Here is a 19,039-nt window from a genome sequence, read left to right as displayed (position 1 = left end):
TATTCGTCGTACATCTGCCGGACCTGCGCGCGGTTGAACGCGCCCCGGTTCCCCGTCTCTGCCCACTCCCGTTCGGCGAGCCAGCGTTCGGCCAGCTCACGGTGGCGCCGCATCAGCACGTAGGCGGCATGGAGAACGTCGCCGACCCCTTGGCGCGCAAGGGCAGGGCCGTTGTCCCGGGCAGCGCGCTCCAACTGGAGCAGCAGCAGCCGGTCGTGCCGGATCGTGCGTCTCGGCCGTGTTGAGCCGGTCGCGGATAGGGCCGGTGGCCGCGCTGCTCCCGGTTCGGGTCGCGGCCACCCAGCCTGTGATCGCCTGTCGCGAACTCACAGTAGGAGTAAGCGAGTTGGGTGGGAGGCGGCGGTCAGTTGAGGTCGAAGTCGTCGGGATCGAAGTCGAAGTCTTCGGGCCGGAAGTCGCCGTAGGCGCCGCCGTTGAAGTAGTCGGCGAGGGCCTGACCGATCACGGCCTTCACATCCTCCTCGTCCTCGGCGCGGGCCAGGGCGGCGGCCTGCTCGCCCGAGAGGTTCAGGTGGACGTCGCGGGCCCGGACCGCGTCCGAGCCACGGATCGCGAAGGTCGTCGTCCTGCCGACCCGGGCCCCGATGCCGGAGATCGTGCCGAGCTGCTCCAGCTGCTTGGCCTTCCGCTCCCGGCCGCGCTCGGTGGTCTGCACCTCGAGCGCTTCGCGCCGAAGCCGCTGCTCGTGCTCGACGGGGTGACGGCTGCCGTCGATCCAGCGCAGCACGGTGCGCGGCGCGACGCCGTAGGCGGCCGCCATCGCCTTCGTGCTGCCGCCGTACTTGCGGTCGCGGACCTGTCCGGCCTGGGTGGTGGACTGCACGGGGGCCTGGCGCGAGGGGAACAGCGTCTCGCGCACCCGCCCGAACATCCCCCGGAGCTTGCCGGCCATCAGTTGTCGCCTTCCTGGTCGTCGTGCCCGGCACCCGCGCCGGCCTCATCGGTGCCGGACTGCTCCGGGCCGATGTAGGTGCCGTCGGTGGCGTAGTCGTGGGTCAGCCGGGAGGGGTGCTCACGGCGGCCCATCACCTCGACCGCGGCGTGAAGCGGGATCGAGGACTCGTGCTTGTGGCTGCCCGGGGCGATGCCCAGGCGCAGCGCGCCCGGCACCGGGGTGCCGTCGTCCTTCACCGGGAGCAGCTCCAGCGGGGACGGCTGGTCGGCGGCGTACAGGTAGGAGTCGACGTTGACGGCGAAGGGGGCGCGGCCGGTCAGCTGGAGGGTCTTGCGCAGGCGGCGGTGGGCGGCGATGCGGGCCGCGGCGATGATGTGGAAGCGCATCTCCGGCCGGTAGGACCAGGACGATGCGACCTTCTCCAGCCACGTCTCGTCGTCCAGGTGGCGGGCGGAGTCGGCCCACTTGCCGATACCGCCCTTGTAGATGTTCTTGTACAGCCCGGCGAGGACCAGGGCGTCGGCGCGGACCAGGTCCTGGCCGACGTCCTTGTGCACGGCGTAGGCGGAGAGGAACTCCTCGGGGGCCTGGCCGTCCATCAGGCCGAGGTCGGCGTAGGCGCGCTTGTAGCCGCCCCGGATCCGGCCGGTCCACTCCTTGAGCAGCGGCGCGGTGTGGGTGGACAGGTACGCGTCGGTGATGGTGGCCGGGTCGAAGCCGTAGGTGGTGGCCATGTAGGCGACGGTCGGCGTGGCGTACCAGCCCGGGCCGGTCGGCGGCTGGCCGTGGAAGGTCGCGGGGTGGGGCAGCAGCTCGTCCACCGGGGTGCCGGTGAAGTCGCAGAACCAGAGGCCGGCGGTCTTGCCGCCGTCCCAGGCCGGGTTCTTCACGTGCCCGAGCGGGCCGATGGGCAGGCGCAGGGAGTCGGTGACGGACAGGTAGGACGCGCAGACGTCCACCGCGACCGCCCACGAACGGACGGCCTCCTGCTCGGTGAGCTCGCGGGCCCACCACTTGTAGTCCTCCTCCTCGCACACCGCCTCGCCCTTGGAGAGCAGTTCGCGGGTGAGCGGGTGGCGGGCTCCGGCGGCCGGCGCAACGCACAGGTCGCCCTTCAGGAGGGCGCCCTCGCGCAGGTGGGAGGACCACTCCCCCGTCGTCTCGTCCTTGACCCACTCCACGCGCGGGCGGACCGCGTCCAGGAGCAGCATCGCGGTGGTGGCGGTGGTCGCGCCGGGGGCGGCGCCGAGGTCGGTGGTGAAGGCGCGGTAGCGGCGGGTCAGGGTGAGGCCGTCTTTGGTGCCGTCGGGGGCGGTGGCGAGCGGGGCGGCGAGGGCGCTGGTGGCCTGCTGGCGGGTGTCGCCCTGGCCGAGCCATGGCGCGATGGTGACCCGGACGGAGGTCTTCGGGCCGCCGGCCGATCCGGTGCGGCGGAAGACGTGGAAGCTCGGGCCGATCTGGTCGCTGATCTCCATGCCCACCACGGCTGCGGCCTTGGCCAGCTTGGTGTGCAGCGAGGCCGAGTTCCTGGCCCGCCGCGAGTCGGTCGAGCGCGTCATGGTGGTGCGCCAGAACGGCCAGCGCACCCAGATCGGCGTCCTCGAGGACGGCGTGCTGGTCGAGCACTACGTCAACAAGGAGCAGGCCACCTCGTACGTCGGCAACGTCTACCTGGGCAAGGTCCAGAACGTGCTGCCGTCGATGGAGGCCGCCTTCGTCGACATCGGCAAGGGCCGCAACGCGGTGCTCTACGCCGGTGAGGTCAACTTCGGCTCGCTGGGCGGCCACGGCGGCCCGCGCCGGATCGAGTCGGTGCTGAAGTCCGGACAGTCCGTGCTGGTGCAGGTCTCCAAGGACCCGATCGGCCACAAGGGCGCCCGCCTGACCAGCCAGATCTCGCTGCCCGGCCGCTACCTGGTCTACGTGCCCGAGGGCTCGATGACCGGCATCTCCCGCAAGCTGCCGGAGAACGAGCGCGCCCGCCTCAAGCAGATCCTCAAGAAGATCGTCCCGGACGACGCGGGCGTCATCGTGCGCACCGCCGCCGAGGGCGCCTCCGAGGAGGAGCTGACCCGCGACGTCCAGCGCCTCCAGCAGCAGTGGGAGGAGATCCAGAAGAAGGCCGCGACCGGCAACGCCCCCGCGCTGCTGTACGGCGAGCCGGACATGACCGTCCGGGTCGTCCGCGACATCTTCAACGAGGACTTCACCAAGGTCATCGTCTCCGGCAACGAGGCGTGGAACACCATCCACGACTACGTCTCCAACGTGGCCCCGGACCTCGCCGAGCGGCTCCAGCGGTGGACGTCCGAGGTGGACGTGTTCGCCACCTACCGGATCGACGAGCAGCTGATGAAGGCGCTGGACCGCAAGGTCTGGCTGCCCAGCGGCGGCTCGCTGGTGATCGACCGCACCGAGGCGATGGTCGTCATCGACGTCAACACCGGGAAGTTCGTCGGCCAGGGCGGCAACCTGGAGGAGACGGTCACCCGGAACAACATCGAGGCGGCCGAGGAGATCGTGCGCCAGCTGCGGCTGCGCGACCTCGGCGGCATCATCGTGATCGACTTCATCGACATGGTGCTGGAGTCCAACCGAGACCTGGTGCTGCGCCGTCTGCTGGAGTGCCTGGGCCGGGACCGGACCAAGCACCAGGTGGCCGAGGTCACCTCGCTGGGCCTGGTGCAGATGACCCGCAAGCGGGTCGGCCAGGGCCTGCTGGAGTCCTTCTCCGAGGCGTGCGTGCACTGCAACGGCCGCGGCGTGATCGTGCACATGGAGCAGCCGAGCACCCACGTCCACGCTCCGGCGGCTCCGGCCGGCGAGGCGGCCCAGGGTGGCGGCAAGCGCCGTCGCCGGGGCAAGGGCGGGGCGGCCCAGGAGGAGCCGCAGGCCGCGGTCGAGGCCGCCGTCGAGGTCGCCGAGGCCATCGAGGCGATCGAGGCGGCCGAGCGCGAGGAGACCGAGGAGCAGCCGGCGGTCGTGGTGCCGGCGGCCGAGGCTGAGGCCCCGGTCGTGGCCGAGGAGACCGCCCAGCCGAGCCTGGTCGAGATCCCGGCCGCTCCGGCGGCGCCCGCCGGCCGCACCCGCCGCCGTGCGGTGCGCAAGGCGACGGCTCCGGCCGGTGCGCCCGCCGAGGCCGAGATCGTGGTGCTGCAGGCCCGGGCCGACGCGGCGCTGGAGGCGGCCTTCGCGGCCGCCGAGGCGCCGGGCGAGGCCCCGGCCGAGGTCGCTGCGCAGGCTCCGGCCGAGGCGCCCGCCGAGGAGGCTCCGGCCGCCGTCGAGCCGGTCGAGGCACCCGCCGCGGAGGCCGCCGAGGCCGTCGAGGCCACCGAGGTCGCCGAGGCCGCCGCCGAGGCGCCCGCCGCGACCGAGGAGCCCGCCGAGGAGGCGCCGGCCCCGAAGAAGCGGGCCGCCCGCAAGACCGCCGCGAAGAAGACGGCCGCCAAGAAGACCACGGCGGCCGTGAAGAAGACCACCGCCCGCAAGACCGCCACCAAGCGGACGAGCGCGGCGGCCAAGAAGGCCGCGGCCGCCGAGGGTGATTCGGCAGCCGAGTAGTGCCCGTGACCCGGGGCCGGCGACCGCCGGCCCCGGGTCCGTACGGTCCGGTTTGCCCCGGCGGCTGCCGGTCCGTATTCTTGACCCTCGGCGTGTCTACGCCTTGCTCCCGAGCACATCACCTCCCGGATCCTCGTCAGAGGCTCCCGGGGGAGGCCCCTGTGTCCGTACCCAGGCGGCTGGCATCAGGAGCTCCGACCGAGTTAGAAATGGGGTACCGCATGTACGCGATCGTTCGCGCAGGCGGCCGCCAGCACAAGGTCGCCGTCGGCGACGTGCTGGAGATCGACCGTATCGAGGCCAAGCCGGGTGACTCGGTGGAGCTCTCCACCATCCTGGTCGTCGACGGTGACGCTGTCACCTCCGACCCGTGGGTGCTGGCCGGCGTGAAGGCTCACGCCGAGGTGGTCGACCAGACCAAGGGCGACAAGATCGTCATCCTGCGCTACAAGAACAAGACCGGTTACCGTCGCCGCCAGGGTCACCGCCAGCAGCACACCGCTGTGCGGATCACGAGCATCGACTCCGTCAGCAAGTAAGGGGATAGCGAGATGGCACACAAGAAGGGCGCAAGCTCTACCCGCAACGGCCGTGACTCGAACGCCCAGCGCCTCGGCGTGAAGCGTTTCGGCGGCCAGGTCGTCTCCGCTGGCGAGATCCTCGTCCGCCAGCGCGGCACCCACTTCCACCCGGGTGCGGGCGTCGGTCGCGGTGGCGACGACACCCTGTTCGCGCTGACCGCCGGTGCCGTGCAGTTCGGCACCCGCCGCGGCCGCAAGGTCGTCAACATCGTGGCCACCGAGGCCTGAGTCGGACAAGACTCACAATGAAGGGTGGGCCGGAATGATCCGGTCCACCCTTCGTGCTTTACCGCAGGTAGAACGCAGACTTTCTTCGTAACTGGAGGCACACCCCATGACCACCTTCGTGGACCGCGTCGAGCTGTACGTCGCCGCGGGTAACGGGGGCCACGGCTGCGCCTCCGTGCACCGGGAGAAGTTCAAGCCGCTCGGCGGACCGGACGGCGGCAACGGCGGCGAGGGCGGCAGCGTCATCCTCACCGTGGACGCCCAGGTCACCACCCTGCTGGAGTACCACCACTCGCCCAAGCGCAAGGCGACCAACGGCAAGCCCGGCGCGGGCGGCCACCGCACCGGTGCCGACGGCCAGGACCTCGTGCTGCCCGTGCCGGACGGCACCGTCGTCATGGACAAGCAGGGCAACGTGCTCGCCGACCTCGTCGGCCACGGCACCAGCTTCGTCGCCGCGGCCGGCGGCCGCGGGGGCCTCGGCAACGCCGCGCTCGCCTCGGCCCGCCGCAAGGCACCCGGCTTCGCGCTGCTCGGCGAGCCCGGCGAGGCCCGCGACATCGTCATGGAGCTCAAGTCCGTCGCCGACGTGGCCCTGGTCGGCTACCCGAGCGCCGGCAAGTCCTCGCTGATCTCGGTGCTCTCGGCCGCCAAGCCGAAGATCGCGGACTACCCGTTCACCACCCTGATCCCCAACCTCGGCGTGGTCACCGCCGGCGACACCGTCTACACCGTCGCCGACGTCCCCGGCCTGATCCCGGGCGCCAGCCAGGGCCGCGGCCTCGGCCTGGAGTTCCTGCGGCACGTCGAGCGCTGTTCCGTGCTGGTGCACGTGCTGGACTGCGCCACCCTGGAGCCGGGCCGCGACCCGCTCACCGACCTGGAGACCATCGAGGCCGAGCTGTCCCAGTACGGCGGCCTCGACGACCGCCCGCGGCTGGTCGCGCTCAACAAGATCGACGTGCCGGACGGCCAGGACATCGCGGACCTCACCCGCGCCTCGCTGGAGGAGCGCGGCTACCGCGTCTTCGAGGTGTCCGCCGCCTCCCGCAAGGGCCTGCGCGAGCTGAGCTTCGCGATGGCGCAGATCGTCGCCGAGGCCCGGGCCGCCAAGCCGCTGGAGGAGTCGACCCGGATCGTGCTGCGGCCCAAGGCCGTCGACGACGAGGGCTTCACCATCACGGAGGAGGACGGCGCCTACCGCATCCGCGGTATCAAGCCGGAGCGCTGGGTCCGTCAGACCGACTTCAGCAACGACGAGGCCGTCGGCTACCTCGCCGACCGGCTGGCCCGCCTCGGCGTCGAGGAGAAGCTCTGGAAGGTCGGCGCCCACGAGGGCGACACCGTCATCATCGGCGCGGAGGAGAACGCGGTCGTCTTCGACTGGGAGCCGACCATGGCCGCCGGCGCCGAGATGCTCGGCCGCCGCGGTGAGGACCACCGCTTCGAGAACCCGCGCCCGGCGGTCGACCGCCGCCGCGAGAAGCAGAAGGGCCGGGACGCGGCCGAGGCCGAGTTCCTCGCCTTCGAGGCGCTCTCCAGCGGCCGCCAGGCGGCCATCGAGGGCGACGACGAGGACGACTGATCCTGACGCGTACGGCCCCCGCCACCTCCAGGGTGGCGGGGGCCGTCGCGTGTCCGCTCAGGACCGGCGGAACGTCACTTCGACCAGGAGGCCTGGAGCTTGAGCAGGTCGGTCACGTCGGTGTAGCCGATCACGCCCGGGGTGTTGCCCTTGGACGCGATGATGGTGCAGCCCTTGACCTCGACGCCCTTCGAGAAGCCCTGGAACTTGGTCGGGGGGCACTTGGCCAGCGGGGTGGCGGAGTTCGGGTAGCCGTAGCCCTTCTGGCCCGTGCTGTCCCAGTAGACGAACTTCGAGTCCGGGGCGGTGAAGGAGAGGCTGGCGTCCCCGATGTTCTTCATGGTGTAGCTGAGGTACATCGGGGTCTTGCCGCTGAGGCCGGTGGGGTCGATCTTGGCGGCGGTGAAGTCCTGGATCGAGCCGACCTCGATGCCGGTGACGGTGATCTCCAGCTTGGTGGCGATCTTGGCCTGCTTGTCGGCGAAGTCGACGGTGACCTTCTGGCCGATCTTGACGGCGGTGGCCGCCTGCGGGGCGCCCTCGCCGGCCGCACCGCCACCCGAGGCACCGCCCGCGGCGGCACCACCGGCTGCCGCGCCACCGGCTGCCGCGCCGGCGGTCGCACCGGCCGAGGGGGCCGCGCCGCCCCCGGCGGCACCGGCCGCACCGCCCGCGGCGGCCGGAGAGGTGGCCGTACCACCGGCGCCGGCGGCGCCACCGGCCCCGCCGGTCGCGGCCGCGGGCGGCGTGGTCGCACCGGCCGCACCACCACCGGCCGTGGCGTCCGAGTTGTCCGGGCCGCAGGCGGCGAGCGAGAGGGCGGTGGCGGCCGCCAGGGCGGCGACGGTGAGCTTCATGCTGTTCGAACGCATCTGTGCGCTAACTCCTGGGCAGCGCCCGCGAAACCGTTCGACGGCCTGCCCGTGCGGTGCTGCCCGGTCCAAGAAGGGTCGGAGACATGGGTACAGCGGGCAAGAAGCCGTCCCCCGATCTGGCTTTCGGTCAGGGACCATACCAGCCGCCCGGCTTGACGGCCGCGCTGTGTCAGGCCCGTGACCAGGCCGGGTCCAGCCGGTGAAATGCCCTGCGGGCCGCGTGCGCCGATCGCGTAGATTGCGGGGGAAACGGCCGGCCCCGGGCCGCCGGACCCGCACCACACCGGAAGGGCGTACAGCGAGATGAGCGAGGACTCACTGCGGGAGGAGGTGCTGACCGCCCGGCGGATCGTCGTCAAGGTCGGCTCCTCCTCACTCACCACGGCGGCCGGCGGCCTGGACGCCGACCGGGTCGACGCCCTGGTCGACGCGCTCGCCAAGGTCCGCAGCCGCCCGGACGCCCCCGAGGTGGTCCTGGTCTCCTCCGGTGCCATCGCGGCCGGCCTCGCCCCGCTCGGGCTGGAGAAGCGGCCCAAGGATCTCGCCCGCCAGCAGGCCGCCGCCAGCGTCGGCCAGGGCCTGCTGGTCGCCCGGTACACCGCCTCCTTCGCCCGGTACGGCATCCGGGTCGGCCAGGTCCTGCTGACCGCCGAGGACGCCAGCCGCCGCGCCCACTACCGCAACGCCTACCGGACGCTGGACCAGCTGCTGGCGATGGGCGCGATGCCGGTCGTCAACGAGAACGACACCGTCGCCACCGCCGAAATCAAGTTCGGTGACAACGACCGGCTGGCCGCGCTCGTCGCCCACCTCGTCCGGGCCGACCTGCTCGTCCTGCTCTCCGACGTGGACGGCCTCTACAACGGCGACCCGAGCCGCCCCGGCACCCGCCGGATCGCCCGGGTCACCGGCCCGCACGACCTGGACGGCATCGAGATCGGCAGTGCCGGCAAGGCCGGCGTCGGCACCGGCGGCATGGTCACCAAGGTCGAGGCCGCCCGGATCGCCACCGGCGCCGGCATCCCGGTGGTGCTCACCGCCGCCAGCCAGGCCGCCGATGCGCTGGCCGGCCGGCCCACCGGCACGCTCTTCCTGCGCACCGGCGCCCGCACCTCCGACCGGATGCTCTGGCTGGCCCACGCGAGCAGTCCGCGCGGCGCCCTGCACCTGGACGAGGGCGCCGTCGCGGCGGTGGTCTCCGGGGGCGCCTCGCTGCTGCCGGCCGGGGTCACCAAGGTCGACGGCGAGTTCGCCGCGGGTGATCCGGTGGACCTTCTTGGCGAAAACGGCCACATCGTGGCGCGCGGACTGGTCAACTTTGATGCGAGGGAGCTGCCCCGCCTGCTCGGCCGGTCCACCCGAGACCTGGCCCAGGAGTTCGGCGCCGCGTACGAGCGGGAGGTCGTCCATCGCGACGACCTGGTCGTCCTGCGCGGCTGACCGGGCCCGCAGCCGCGGCGCGGGCGGCTCCGCAGGGAGTGCACGCCCGGCCGCGGGCGAGGAGGGGCGCAGCCGTACGCGTCGGGCCGGGGCCGGCGGGTACGACGACACGACATCGCCGAACAGGAGGCCGCCGGTGGAACGCAGGCGCGAGGCAGCGCTGACCGGAGGAACGGCGGGCCGGCGGCTGACCAGCATCGACGGCGGACGCGAGGGTGACGCCCCCGCCGAGCCGGCCGGTCCGCCGCAGCACGGGCCCGGCGCGGTACGCAGCATCCGGCCGGACCGGCGGGACCAGGGCGAGCCGCCCACGGTGCCCGAACAGGCCCGGCTCTGGCACGTGGTGCTGAGCGTCTCCGGGCCGGTCACCCCGCTGCCCGAGCTGCGGGCCGGGCTGGAGCGGCTGGCGCACGACCACTCGTTCTTCCTGACCGCCCGCTACGCGGCCGACCACGCGGAGATCCGCTACTGGGAACAGGCCCGCGACCTGCACGACGCGGCGGCGATCGCATTGCGGCTGTGGGGCGAACACAAGGCGACCGCGAAGCTGCCGCCGTGGGAGATCGTCGGCCTGGAGGTGGTCGACCGGGCGACGTATCACACGCGGGTCGCCGAAGGCTTCGGCGATCCGCCGCCCCAGCTCGGCGGGGTGCACCCGTACTGATTTTCTCGGGGCCTCGGCTCGCCTCCGGGGCGCTCTGGTCCGGTGCCGACGGTCGGCGCTCCAACGTCGCTCGTACCTCGCGACGTCCTCGCTCCTTCCTTTCGGCACCGGCGCGCCCCTTCGGCTCGCTCGGCGGGGTGGGCCGCGCGGGGCGGGCGCAGGCCCGGAGGGGCGGGCCCGGGGGCGTGCCCGAGGGTGGCCCACGGGGGTGTCTCACCGGGCGAAATGGCGGCCCGGTGGGGCCGGCGCAGTCGCTACCCTTGGCGCATGACCAGTGACCTCGCCACCGCCGACAGCCCCGTCCTCGCCGTAGCGCGCCGAGCCCGGGAGGCGGCCGCCGTGCTCGCCCCGCTGCCGCGCCGGGTGAAGGACGCCGCGCTGCTGGCGGTCGCGGACGCCCTGGTGGCCCGTAGTGCCGAGATCACCGCCGCCAACGCCGAGGACGTCGCGCGCGCCCGCGAGGCCGGCACCGCCGAGTCGGTGATCGACCGGCTGACGCTGAACGACGAGCGGATCGCCGCCATCGCCTCGGACGTCCGCGACGTCGCCGGCCTGCCCGACCCGGTCGGCGAGGTGGTCCGCGGCTACACGCTGCCCAACGGCCTGGACGTCCGCCAGGTGCGGGTCCCGCTCGGTGTCGTCGGCATCATCTACGAGGCCCGCCCGAACGTCACGGTCGACGCCGCCGCGCTCTGTCTGAAGTCCGGCAACGCGGTCCTGCTGCGCGGCTCGGCCTCCGCCTACCGCTCCAACACCGCCCTGATCGCCGTGCTGCGCGACGCCGTGGCCTCGGCCGGGCTGCCCGCGGACGCGGTCCAGCTGGTCCCCGGCGAGAGCCGGGACTCCGTCCAGGAGCTGATGCGCGCCCGCGGCCTGGTGGACGTGCTGATCCCGCGCGGCGGTGCCTCGCTGATCCGCACCGTGGTCGAGGGCTCGACCGTCCCGGTGATCGAGACCGGCACCGGCAACTGCCACGTCTACGTGGACGCGCAGGCCGACCTGGCGATGGCCGTCGGCATCCTGCTGAACTCCAAGGCCCAGCGGGTCAGCGTCTGCAACTCCGCCGAGACCCTGCTGGTCCACCAGGACGTCGCCGAGGCCTTCCTGCCGCTCGCGCTCGCCGCGCTGGCCGAGGCCGGTGTGACGGTGCACGGCGACGACGCGGTGCTCAAGGCCGCCGAGGGCTCGCCCGCCACCGTCGTCCCGGCGGTCGAGGAGGACTGGGAGACCGAGTACCTCTCCTACGACCTGGCCGCCGCCGTGGTGCCCTCCCTGGACGCCGCCGTCGCGCACATCCGCCGCTGGTCCTCCGGCCACACCGAGGCGATCGTCACCACCTCGCAGGCCGCCGCCCGCCGCTTCACGCAGCTGGTCGACGCCACCACCGTGGCCGTCAACGCCTCGACCCGGTTCACCGACGGCGGTGAGTTCGGTTTCGGCGCCGAGATCGGCATCTCGACCCAGAAGCTGCACGCCCGCGGCCCGATGGGCCTGCCCGAGCTGACCAGCACCAAGTACATCGTCACTGGTGACGGGCACGTCCGGGGCGAGGCGACGCAGACCGTGGGCGGCGGAGCCGACGCCGGCTGAGTCCCCGCGCGGCGGGCCGCGTCACACGTGTGACGGACCAACTGCGATGAGCCACAGACAAAACGCCCGCCCGGTAATACGCTGAATCCCGTGGCTGAGGATGTGGGGGGCTTGCCGTACCCCGACGGCGCCGACCACGGTGGTGCGGACGACGAGTTCGCCACCGTGGTCTTCGATGAGGCCTTCGTCCGCTCCGCCGCCGTGCACGAGCCGACGGCCAAGGAGCGGCAGCTCGCCGCCGCCGAGGCCCGGTTCGAGCCGGACACGACGGTGACGGGCTGGGGCTATGACGTCCCGATCGGTGACGGGCTCCCGTTGGAGCTGCGGCCGTACCCGAGCGGGCTCGACGACGACCATTTGTACCCCGACCCGTGGTCGGGCCCCGGCCGGGCGGCCGGGCGCCGGACCCGCCGGTGGGGCCGACCGGACGGCTACGACCCGGTGCGGGCGCGGCGCGGGCGCTACGTCGCCCAGCAGCGCTGGCACCGGCCGGTGGCCTGGGTGCTCGCCGTGATCATGGGCGTGAGCCTGGTCGCGGTGGCGGTCGCGGCGGTCTACCAGGGCGTGGGCGCCGGCGGCGGTACGCCCAGGCGGCCGGAGTCCGGGAGCAGCAGCGTGGGGGCCGATCCGGTGCCCGCGCCGGCCGAGCCGTCGCTCGTGGTCACCGCGCCGGCAGGCTGATCTGCCGCGCCGACGGGCCGGGGTCACGGGGGTGGTGCGCCCCCGGGCGGGCGGTCACCGGGCGTCCCCGGGAATGTGCGCGCGCACCCTCGTGGCGGGGTGCGGCTGCGCCTTACCCTGGTGTCATGGGTGACCCGCGAGAGCCTCCGGAGGGTGCGCCCGACGGTGGTTCCGGAAACGATGACGAGTACCGGTCCGTCGTCTTCGACGAGTCGTTCGTCCGGGCTGCCCGGATCCAGGAGCTGTCCGCCCGGGAGCGGCTGGCGGGCTCCTTCGGCCGGGCCACCCGCCCGCGCGTCGGGCTCGGTCCGCTGGGCACCGTGCCGCGGCAGGCGCTGGCGCTGCTGCTGCTGATCCTGGTGGCCTTCGCGGCCGCCGTGTACTTCGGCATCAGCTCGCCGAACCGGCCCGCGATCCGGCCCGAGGGAAGTCAACTGGCCGTCAGTCTGGTGGCGTTGAGCCCGGCTTCGACGGTCCGGCCGGTCGCCGACCCGGCCGCTCCGTTCACCGCGCTGCCGCCCGGCTACGGCGACGGGGCGCTCGGCCTGGGCACCCCTGCCGGGGCGGCCACCGGGCACTTCAGCAAGGTCGAGGTGACCAAGGCGCTGGACACCGTCCAGCGGTACCTGGTGGCCTCCTCGCTGGCGCCGGCGGCCCTGGTCCAGGGCTCGACCGCCGAGGTCCGGGGCTTCGTCACGCCCGGCGAGCAGGCCCAGTTCGACAGCAGCGTGGCTCAGCCCGTCGACGACCGGCACCACGCGCTGACCGGGTGGGTGGTCCGCTTCGACCCGGCGCAGGTCGCGCTGGCGGCGGACAGTGTGAAGGTGGCCGGTGCGATGCGGATCGACGAGTCGGACGCCAACACGCTGCAGATCACCACCGACCACACCTTCGTCTACGCGCTCAAGCCGGCCGGTGCGCCGAGCGGTGCACCGGTGACGCTGGAGACCGTGCGGCGGCAGCTGACCTTCCAGTTCGACCGGATCGACCTGGCCTCCGCGCAACTGCGGCTGGTGGACTCGGTGCTGCAGGCCGGGCCGGTGCCGTGCACCGGGTCGCTGGCCGCCTTCGTCCAGCCGGTGCTGGCTGGGCCGGGCGGCACGCAGGTGACCGCCCCGGCCGGGACCGACCCGGGCAACCACGCCCGGCCGGCCTGGCAGGTCTGCGGGGTGCTGGCGGGCTGAGCCCGTGCGGCGGCCCGGCCGGGCCCGGAGACGCGGGCGGCCCCCGGCCGTCCCGTGAGGGAGCCGGGGGCCGCCGTGCGCGCGGGTCTCGTGCGCGGGTCTCGTGCGCGGGCCGTCGTGAAAGCGGGCCGGGGTCAGCCCTCGTCGCGCTGGTCGCGGGGCGTCTGGCCGTTGCCGCGGGCGGCGCCGGCGAAGGTGTCGCGCAGCTTGCCGCCGACCGTGGCCGCGCCGCCTGCGACGTCGCGGATCAGGCCCATCAGCGGGTCCTTGCTCTCCTTCACCGAGGTGGTGTAGTGGTCGGCGGCGGCCTTCCACTGGTCGCCCACCGAGGTGTCGGCGTCGTCGGTGCGGCGCGGGTAGGCGCCGGCCAGGATCGAGCGGTACTCGTCGCTCTCCGCCCACTTCTTGAGCCTGGCGACCCGCACCACCGCGAACGGGTGGCTCTGCGGCAGCACCTGGAGCAGCTTGAGCACGCCGTCGCGGAGGTCCCCGGCCTTCTCGTACTCCTCGGCCTGCTCCAGGAAGGCGTCGACGTTCATCTCGGCCAGGTTGTGGCCGCCGGCCAGCTTCATCAGGGCGCGCATGGACGCCTGGAGGTCCTGCCCGGCGAGCAGGCCGGCCCGGTCGCTGGAGAGCTCGGCCTTGCGGAACCACTCCTTGAGCGCGGTGACGAGCGCCATGATCGCCAGGTTGCCGAGGGGGAGCCAGGCGATCCGGACCGCGATGTTGGTGAGGATCAGCAGCATCGTCCGGTAGACCGCGTGGCCCGACATGGCGTGGCCGACCTCGTGGCCGATGACCGAGCGCAGCTCCTCCTCGTCGAGCAGCTCGACCAGGCCGCTGGTGACCACGATGACCGGCGTGTCGATGCCGATGCAGTACGCGTTGACCGTCGGGTCCTGGCTGACGTAGAGGTCCGGGACCTTCTCCAGGTCCAGCACGTACGCGGCGTCGCGCACCATGTCGTACAGCTCGGGGAACTGCCGCTCGGAGGTCTTCACGGCGGTGGCCAGGAACATCAGCCGGATCGAGCGCTCGGAGACCAGGCCGGCGAGCTTCTTCAGCACGTCGTCGAAGCCGGTCAGCTTGCGGAGCGCGACCAGGGCGGAGCGGTCCGCCGGGTGCTCCCAGGCCCGGGTGGAGATCTCCGGGAAGCGCTGGCGGCGCCGGCTCGGGCTCTTCGCGGTGGTGTCGGTCATGGTGTGGGTACCCCTCCTGGTCGACGGCGGCTCCGGCCGCTGGCCGGCCCCCGCTGGTCTTCGCCTGCAACGACTGTCTGTGCAACGTCCGCGGTTGCGCACTCGTCCCCGGCCGCGTCACCCCGTGCGGCTCCCGTGCGGCTCCCGTAGGGCACGGACGGGCCCGGAGGGGGCGGTGGGCGGCGCGGGTGTGAGGGCGGTTTACCCTGAATGCCCTGGAGAGCCGAGACCAGACCTGGCCGCGGTACCGAGCAGTCCGAGGAGCCCGCAGATGTCCACCGACGCCCTTGTCAGCCTGGCCGGCCCGATCTCCACGGAGAACGGCCCGGGGCTCTTCCTGCGGATCATCGTGGTGGCCTCGTTCGTGGGCGTGGGCCTGCTGGCCTGGATCCTGCTGCGGGCCGGCCGCAACAGCTGAGCCGCCTTCCGGCGCCCCCTTCCGGCCGCTCCCACGGCGTCCGCGAGCACCTCCTCCCCGGGGCCCGGCTCACGCCGGATCAGACGCGGTGGGCCGCCGAGCGGTTGCCGTGTAACCCCCCGTACGATGACGGGTGGGCCCTCACCGGCCCCGTACACCCCCTGGTCCGTCATCCGAGCCGAGAAGGTCCTGCCGACCATGAGCACTGCCGCCGCACTTCCCGTCCTGAACCTGCTCGCCTCCGAGGGCGAGGGGGGCAACCACGACAGCCTCAACCCGTACCTGACGGGTGGCGCCGCGCTGTTCATCCTGCTGCTGCTGCTCTACGTGACCACCCGCTTCAACCGGGACCGCTGAGCTCCGCCACGCGAGCCGCCCGGGGAGCGTCCGGCAGGTGTGCCGGCCGCTCCCTCACGCATGCCCGGGGTGGCCCGGCGCCCGGCCGCCGCAGCCGGTGCACCGGTCTCCCGCACCGTCCGCACCGGTCCTCCGCACGGTCCGCACCGGTCTCCCGGCGGCCGCACCGGGCCTTCGGGAGACCGGCACCCGGGCGTTCCCGCACCGTAACGGGCGTCGCGTAAGGTGTTCCGGCATGGGAGAGCAGACCGGGAATCCCGGTGGACCGGAACCGGTCAAGCGACGCCTCGGTGTCATGGGCGGCACCTTCGACCCGATCCACCACGGGCACCTGGTCGCCGCCAGTGAGGTGGCGAGCGCGTTCCACCTGGACGAGGTGGTCTTCGTGCCGACCGGGCAGCCGTGGCAGAAGACCGACCGCCACGTCACCCCGGCCGAGGACCGCTACCTGATGACGGTCATCGCCACCGCGGAGAACCCGCAGTTCTCGGTCAGCCGGATCGACATCGACCGCGAGGGCCCGACCTACACCGTCGACACCCTGCGCGACCTGCACGCGCTGCACCCGGACGCCGACCTCTTCTTCATCACCGGCGCCGACGCCCTCGCCCAGATCCTCTCCTGGCGGGACTCCGAGGAGCTTTTCTCGCTCGCGCACTTCATCGGCTGCACCCGGCCGGGGCACACTCTTTCGGACGCCGGGCTTCCGGTGGGCGGGGTCTCCCTGATGGAGGTCCCGGCGCTGGCCATCTCCTCCACGGACTGCCGCAACCGGGTCGCCAAGGGCGAGCCGGTCTGGTACCTCGTCCCGGACGGCGTGGTCCGCTACATCGACAAGCGGGCGCTCTACGCGCCGCACCGGACCTGAGCCCGGAGGGGTGCGAGTGAGCGATCGTCGGGGACAACAGCCGGACGACTGGTCCACCGGGCAGTACCAGCCGTACCAGCAGCAGTACCGGCCGTACGAGCAGCAGGCCGGGCAGCCGCAGGCGCAGGCGCAGCCGTACGAGCCCTACGAGCAGTACGACCAGTACGGGCAGCCGGTGCAGGCGTACGGCCAGGACCAGTACGCGGGCTACCAGGACCAGTACCAGCAGTCCTACCAGCCGTACGAGCAGCAGACCCACCAGTCGCAGCCGTACGGGCAGCCGCAGGCGTACGAGCAGTACGACCAGTACGGGCAGCCCGTCCAGCAGGCCTACCAGCAGCCGTACCAGCAGGGCGGCTACGACCCGTACCAGCAGCAGTACGCCACCGCGCCGCAGCCGGCCGTCACCGAGCCCGAACCGGAGCCCGCCGCGCCCGCGCCCGCCCCGGTGCCGCCGCGCCCGCGCCCGGCCCGGCCGGCCGCCGCCGCGCCGCCCGCCCGGCCCGAGCCGCCGTCCGAGCAGGTCGGCGGGAGCCGAGCGGCCAGGGCCGCCGCCGCCAAGACGCCCAAGGACGCCTACGCCACCGGCGAGTTCACCTTCGTCGACGAGGAGGCGGAGGAGTCCGAGGACGTCATCGACTGGCTGAAGTTCGCCGAGTCCCGCAGCGAGGTGCGCGCCGAGCGCCGCCGCAAGCTGCGCAACCGGCTGATCGGTGCCACCGTGGTCCTCGCGCTCGCCGGGGCGGGCGCCGGCGGCTACCTCTGGCTCACCGGTGGCGACAAGCAGAGCGCGGCGGCCGCGGCCGGCCCGCGCCAGGTCAACGTGGTGCACCTGCGCGACCTGCAGGGCAAGGTCTCCAGCGCGCTGCTGGTCAACGACAGCGCCGGCCACAAGGGCACCGTCCTGCTGCTGCCCGACACCCTGCGGCTGCCCGGCCCCGGCGACCCGCCGGTCACCACCGTCGGCCAGTCCATGGACGCCATCGGCCCCTCCGCCACCCGGGACGGCCTGGCCACGGTGCTCGGCGCCCCGGTGGCCGGCACCTGGCGGCTGGACACCCCGTACCTGGAACTGCTGGTCACCCAGCTCGGCGGCGTCCGGGTCGACACCAACGCCGAGACCCACGACGGCGGCAAGCCGGACGGCAAGCTGCTCGCCGCCGCCGGCAAGAACACCCTGCTCAGCGGCAAGGCCGCGGTCGGCTACGCCACCCTGCAGGCGCCCGGCGAGAACCGGGACGCCCAGCTGGCCCGGTTCGGCCAGGTGATGGACGCGGTGCTGCGCACCATGCCGACCGAGTTGAAGGACGCCAAGGACGACGTGCACCGGATGCACGCCGTGCTCGACCCGTCGCTGCCGGAGGACGCGCTGGCCGGGGTGCTGGTGCAACTCGCCCAGCAGGCCAAGGACGGCCACCTCGGCACCACCGCGCTGACCGTCAAGCCGGACGGCTCGCTGGACGAGGCCGCCGCCGGCAAGCAGGTCAAGGAGGTGCTGGGCGGCACGGTGAAGGCCGCCACCGCGGGCGACGCCCCGGCCCGGGTCTCCGTCCAGGACGCCACCGGCAACGACCAGGCGGCCGCCGCCGCCCAGGTCCAGGTGATCAACGCGGGCCTCACCTTCGTCCCCGGCGGCGCCAAGACCGCGCCGCAGGCGGCCAGTGAGATCCGCTACACCGACGACGCCCGGCAGGCCGCGGCGAAGTCGCTGGCGGTCAGCCTCAACCTGCCGGAGACGGCGGTGAAGAAGGTCACCGACGCGCAGAACGCCGACCTGCTGGTCGTCCTCGGCAAGGACTACCAGCCGCCCAAGGCCCAGTAGCGCGGCGCCGGCGGCCCCGCCCCGGCCCGGCCCGCAGCGGCGCGCGACGCCGTCCGGCAGGGCGGGCGGCGAGGCCGGCCGGCGGGTGGCCGGCAGCGCGGTCCGGCGCGGGGTGGTCCCGGAAAACGGTTCCGGGGCCGCCCGGGCGGCGTGAGATCCTGGAAGGCGATGCCCGGCCGCACGCCGGGCTCGCCCCCAAGCCGCCGAGCCGGAAGAACACCGTGACCGCCACCGAGCACAGCCAGGAACTCATCACCGTCGCCGCCCAGGCGGCGGCCGACAAGCTGGCGCACAACATCATCGCGTTCGACGTCAGCGAGGTGCTGTCGATCACCGACGCCTTCCTGATCGCCTCCGCGAACAACGACCGCCAGGTCAAGTCGATCGCCGAGGAGATCGAGGACCAGCTCCGCGAGCAGCTGGACATCAAGCCGGTGCGCCGCGAGGGCGAGCGCGAGGGCCGCTGGATCCTGCTCGACTACCTGGACATCGTGGTGCACGTCCAGCACTCCGAGGAGCGCTCCTTCTACTCGCTGGACCGCCTCTGGAAGGACTGCCCCGAGCTGCCGCTGCCGGCCGACGCGCTCGCCTCGCGCAACCGCCCCGACGCCCACACCGACGAGAGCGGCAACGCCGTCGCCCCGGCCGAGGCCGCCCCGGCGGACAACTTCGGCGCCGAGGACTACAGCTGAGCCGGGAGGCGCGGGGCCCGCGCATCGTCTTCTGGCGGCACGGCCAGACCTCCTGGAACCTCGAATCGCGTTTCCAGGGCACCACGGACATCGAGCTGACCGGCCAGGGCGTCCTGCAGGCCCAGCGGGCGGCCCGGCTGCTCTCCGGCCTGCGGCCCGACCTGCTGATCTCCTCGGACCTCCAGCGCGCCCGGCGCACCGCCGACGAGCTCGCCAAGGTCACCGGCCTGGACGTGCAGCACCACGAGGGGCTGCGGGAGACCTACGCGGGCTCCTGGCAGGGGCCGGCAGCACGGAGACTGGACGCACGCAGGGCGGACGCGCCACCGCAGACGCCGCCGACCGGGAGGACGAGTACCAGCCGTGGCAGCATCACCC

At 73.3% G+C, this 19,039-nt stretch carries 17 protein-coding genes and 2 pseudogenes; 15 read left to right on the top strand and 4 right to left on the bottom strand.

From position 1 onward, the window contains the following. Positions 1–364: 364 nt before the first annotated feature. Both ABZ885_RS21140 and ABZ885_RS21135 read right to left on the bottom strand, forming a co-directional pair. Positions 365–913 (bottom strand): hypothetical protein, encoded by a 549-nt coding sequence (locus ABZ885_RS21140; protein ID WP_360190639.1) that lies wholly within the window; start codon positions 911–913, stop codon positions 365–367. Continuing rightward, positions 913–2,475 carry a hypothetical protein gene (locus tag ABZ885_RS21135; RefSeq protein WP_360190636.1) on the bottom strand — a complete coding sequence of 521 codons (1,563 nt, stop codon included), beginning with the start codon at positions 2,473–2,475 and terminating at the stop codon, positions 913–915. The genes ABZ885_RS21140 and ABZ885_RS21135 overlap by 1 nt, the downstream gene beginning before the upstream one ends. On the opposite strand from ABZ885_RS21135, the pseudogene ABZ885_RS21130 reads away from it, so the two are divergent. From ABZ885_RS21130 to obgE, 4 genes and pseudogenes are all read left to right on the top strand, one after another. Then, positions 2,429–4,477, top strand: a pseudogene (locus tag ABZ885_RS21130) (Rne/Rng family ribonuclease); the annotation flags it as partial. The gene ABZ885_RS21135 and the pseudogene ABZ885_RS21130 overlap by 47 nt on opposite strands. Positions 4,478–4,698: 221 nt before the next feature. Next, positions 4,699–5,016 (top strand): 50S ribosomal protein L21, encoded by a 318-nt coding sequence (gene rplU, locus ABZ885_RS21125; RefSeq protein ID WP_045696828.1) that lies wholly within the window; start codon positions 4,699–4,701, stop codon positions 5,014–5,016. Between the two features lie 12 nt (positions 5,017–5,028). Then, complete coding sequence (gene rpmA, locus ABZ885_RS21120) at positions 5,029–5,286, top strand: 50S ribosomal protein L27 (RefSeq protein WP_209416555.1); 258 nt, start codon at positions 5,029–5,031, stop codon at positions 5,284–5,286. A gap of 106 nt (positions 5,287–5,392) precedes the next feature. Beyond that, entirely contained in the window at positions 5,393–6,871 is a 1,479-nt protein-coding gene (obgE, locus tag ABZ885_RS21115; RefSeq protein WP_360190632.1) for a GTPase ObgE, read from the top strand. Positions 6,872–6,945: 74 nt separating this feature from the next. On the opposite strand, the gene ABZ885_RS21110 is transcribed toward obgE, so the two are convergent. Continuing rightward, positions 6,946–7,743 carry a hypothetical protein gene (locus ABZ885_RS21110; protein ID WP_360190629.1) on the bottom strand — a complete coding sequence of 266 codons (798 nt, stop codon included), beginning with the start codon at positions 7,741–7,743 and terminating at the stop codon, positions 6,946–6,948. Positions 7,744–8,049: 306 nt separating this feature from the next. Here ABZ885_RS21110 and proB point away from each other — a divergent pair, with 306 nt between their 5' ends. The 5 genes from proB (at position 8,050) to ABZ885_RS21085 (ending at position 13,305) form a co-directional block, all read left to right on the top strand. Beyond that, entirely contained in the window at positions 8,050–9,186 is a 1,137-nt protein-coding gene (proB, locus tag ABZ885_RS21105) for a glutamate 5-kinase (protein WP_360190626.1), read from the top strand. Between the two features lie 136 nt (positions 9,187–9,322). Next, positions 9,323–9,850 (top strand): hypothetical protein, encoded by a 528-nt coding sequence (locus ABZ885_RS21100; protein ID WP_360190623.1) that lies wholly within the window; start codon positions 9,323–9,325, stop codon positions 9,848–9,850. Between the two features lie 267 nt (positions 9,851–10,117). Continuing rightward, on the top strand, positions 10,118–11,440 hold the full coding sequence (locus tag ABZ885_RS21095) for a glutamate-5-semialdehyde dehydrogenase (protein WP_360190620.1): 1,323 nt from the start codon (positions 10,118–10,120) through the stop codon (positions 11,438–11,440). A 90-nt stretch (positions 11,441–11,530) separates the two neighbouring features. Next, on the top strand, positions 11,531–12,121 hold the full coding sequence (locus ABZ885_RS21090) for a hypothetical protein (RefSeq protein ID WP_360190617.1): 591 nt from the start codon (positions 11,531–11,533) through the stop codon (positions 12,119–12,121). Positions 12,122–12,246: 125 nt separating this feature from the next. Then, the gene (locus ABZ885_RS21085; RefSeq protein WP_360190614.1) at positions 12,247–13,305 is read left to right on the top strand and encodes a hypothetical protein; all 1,059 of its coding nucleotides are present in this window, start codon (positions 12,247–12,249) and stop codon (positions 13,303–13,305) included. Positions 13,306–13,439: 134 nt separating this feature from the next. Here the strand turns inward: ABZ885_RS21085 and ABZ885_RS21080 are convergent, their stop codons facing one another. Next, a complete protein-coding gene (locus ABZ885_RS21080; RefSeq protein WP_360190612.1) occupies positions 13,440–14,504 on the bottom strand; it encodes a M48 family metallopeptidase in 1,065 nt (354 codons plus the stop codon). 271 nt (positions 14,505–14,775) lie between these two features. Here ABZ885_RS21080 and ABZ885_RS21075 point away from each other — a divergent pair, with 271 nt between their 5' ends. The 6 genes and pseudogenes from ABZ885_RS21075 to ABZ885_RS21050 form a co-directional block, all read left to right on the top strand. Continuing rightward, on the top strand, positions 14,776–14,922 hold the full coding sequence (locus ABZ885_RS21075; protein WP_360190609.1) for a hypothetical protein: 147 nt from the start codon (positions 14,776–14,778) through the stop codon (positions 14,920–14,922). 198 nt (positions 14,923–15,120) lie between these two features. Further along, a complete protein-coding gene (locus tag ABZ885_RS21070; protein WP_329487613.1) occupies positions 15,121–15,279 on the top strand; it encodes a hypothetical protein in 159 nt (52 codons plus the stop codon). Positions 15,280–15,514: 235 nt separating this feature from the next. Continuing rightward, positions 15,515–16,147: a nicotinate-nucleotide adenylyltransferase gene (gene nadD, locus ABZ885_RS21065; RefSeq protein WP_360190606.1), complete on the top strand. Its 633-nt coding sequence runs from the start codon at positions 15,515–15,517 to the stop codon at positions 16,145–16,147. Between the two features lie 16 nt (positions 16,148–16,163). Continuing rightward, a complete protein-coding gene (locus ABZ885_RS21060; RefSeq protein WP_360190603.1) occupies positions 16,164–17,969 on the top strand; it encodes an LCP family protein in 1,806 nt (601 codons plus the stop codon). Between the two features lie 221 nt (positions 17,970–18,190). After that, positions 18,191–18,661, top strand: coding sequence for a ribosome silencing factor (gene rsfS / locus ABZ885_RS21055; protein ID WP_360190600.1), 471 nt, complete (start codon positions 18,191–18,193; stop codon positions 18,659–18,661). Then, positions 18,658–18,945: pseudogene (locus ABZ885_RS21050) on the top strand (histidine phosphatase family protein); the annotation flags it as partial. The gene rsfS and the pseudogene ABZ885_RS21050, both read left to right, overlap by 4 nt. Positions 18,946–19,039: the final 94 nt, after the last annotated feature.

This window comes from Kitasatospora sp. NPDC047058, assembly GCF_040643935.1.
GTDB lineage: Bacteria > Actinomycetota > Actinomycetes > Streptomycetales > Streptomycetaceae > Kitasatospora.
This window is presented reverse-complemented; position numbering and strand designations above follow the sequence as displayed.

Bases quoted from the DNA above. Each gene is read 5' to 3' on its own strand.
- ABZ885_RS21140 (WP_360190639.1), bottom strand. From the start codon at position 913: ATGGCCGGCAAGCTCCGGGGGATGTTCGGGCGGGTGCGCGAGACGCTG.
- ABZ885_RS21135 (WP_360190636.1), bottom strand. From the start codon at position 2,475: ATGACGCGCTCGACCGACTCGCGGCGGGCCAGGAACTCGGCCTCGCTG.
- rplU (WP_045696828.1), top strand. From the start codon at position 4,699: ATGTACGCGATCGTTCGCGCAGGCGGCCGCCAGCACAAGGTCGCCGTC.
- rpmA (WP_209416555.1), top strand. From the start codon at position 5,029: ATGGCACACAAGAAGGGCGCAAGCTCTACCCGCAACGGCCGTGACTCG.
- obgE (WP_360190632.1), top strand. From the start codon at position 5,393: ATGACCACCTTCGTGGACCGCGTCGAGCTGTACGTCGCCGCGGGTAAC.
- ABZ885_RS21110 (WP_360190629.1), bottom strand. From the start codon at position 7,743: ATGCGTTCGAACAGCATGAAGCTCACCGTCGCCGCCCTGGCGGCCGCC.
- proB (WP_360190626.1), top strand. From the start codon at position 8,050: ATGAGCGAGGACTCACTGCGGGAGGAGGTGCTGACCGCCCGGCGGATC.
- ABZ885_RS21095 (WP_360190620.1), top strand. From the start codon at position 10,118: ATGACCAGTGACCTCGCCACCGCCGACAGCCCCGTCCTCGCCGTAGCG.
- ABZ885_RS21085 (WP_360190614.1), top strand. From the start codon at position 12,247: ATGGGTGACCCGCGAGAGCCTCCGGAGGGTGCGCCCGACGGTGGTTCC.
- ABZ885_RS21080 (WP_360190612.1), bottom strand. From the start codon at position 14,504: ATGACCGACACCACCGCGAAGAGCCCGAGCCGGCGCCGCCAGCGCTTC.
- ABZ885_RS21075 (WP_360190609.1), top strand. From the start codon at position 14,776: ATGTCCACCGACGCCCTTGTCAGCCTGGCCGGCCCGATCTCCACGGAG.
- ABZ885_RS21070 (WP_329487613.1), top strand. From the start codon at position 15,121: ATGAGCACTGCCGCCGCACTTCCCGTCCTGAACCTGCTCGCCTCCGAG.
- nadD (WP_360190606.1), top strand. From the start codon at position 15,515: ATGGGAGAGCAGACCGGGAATCCCGGTGGACCGGAACCGGTCAAGCGA.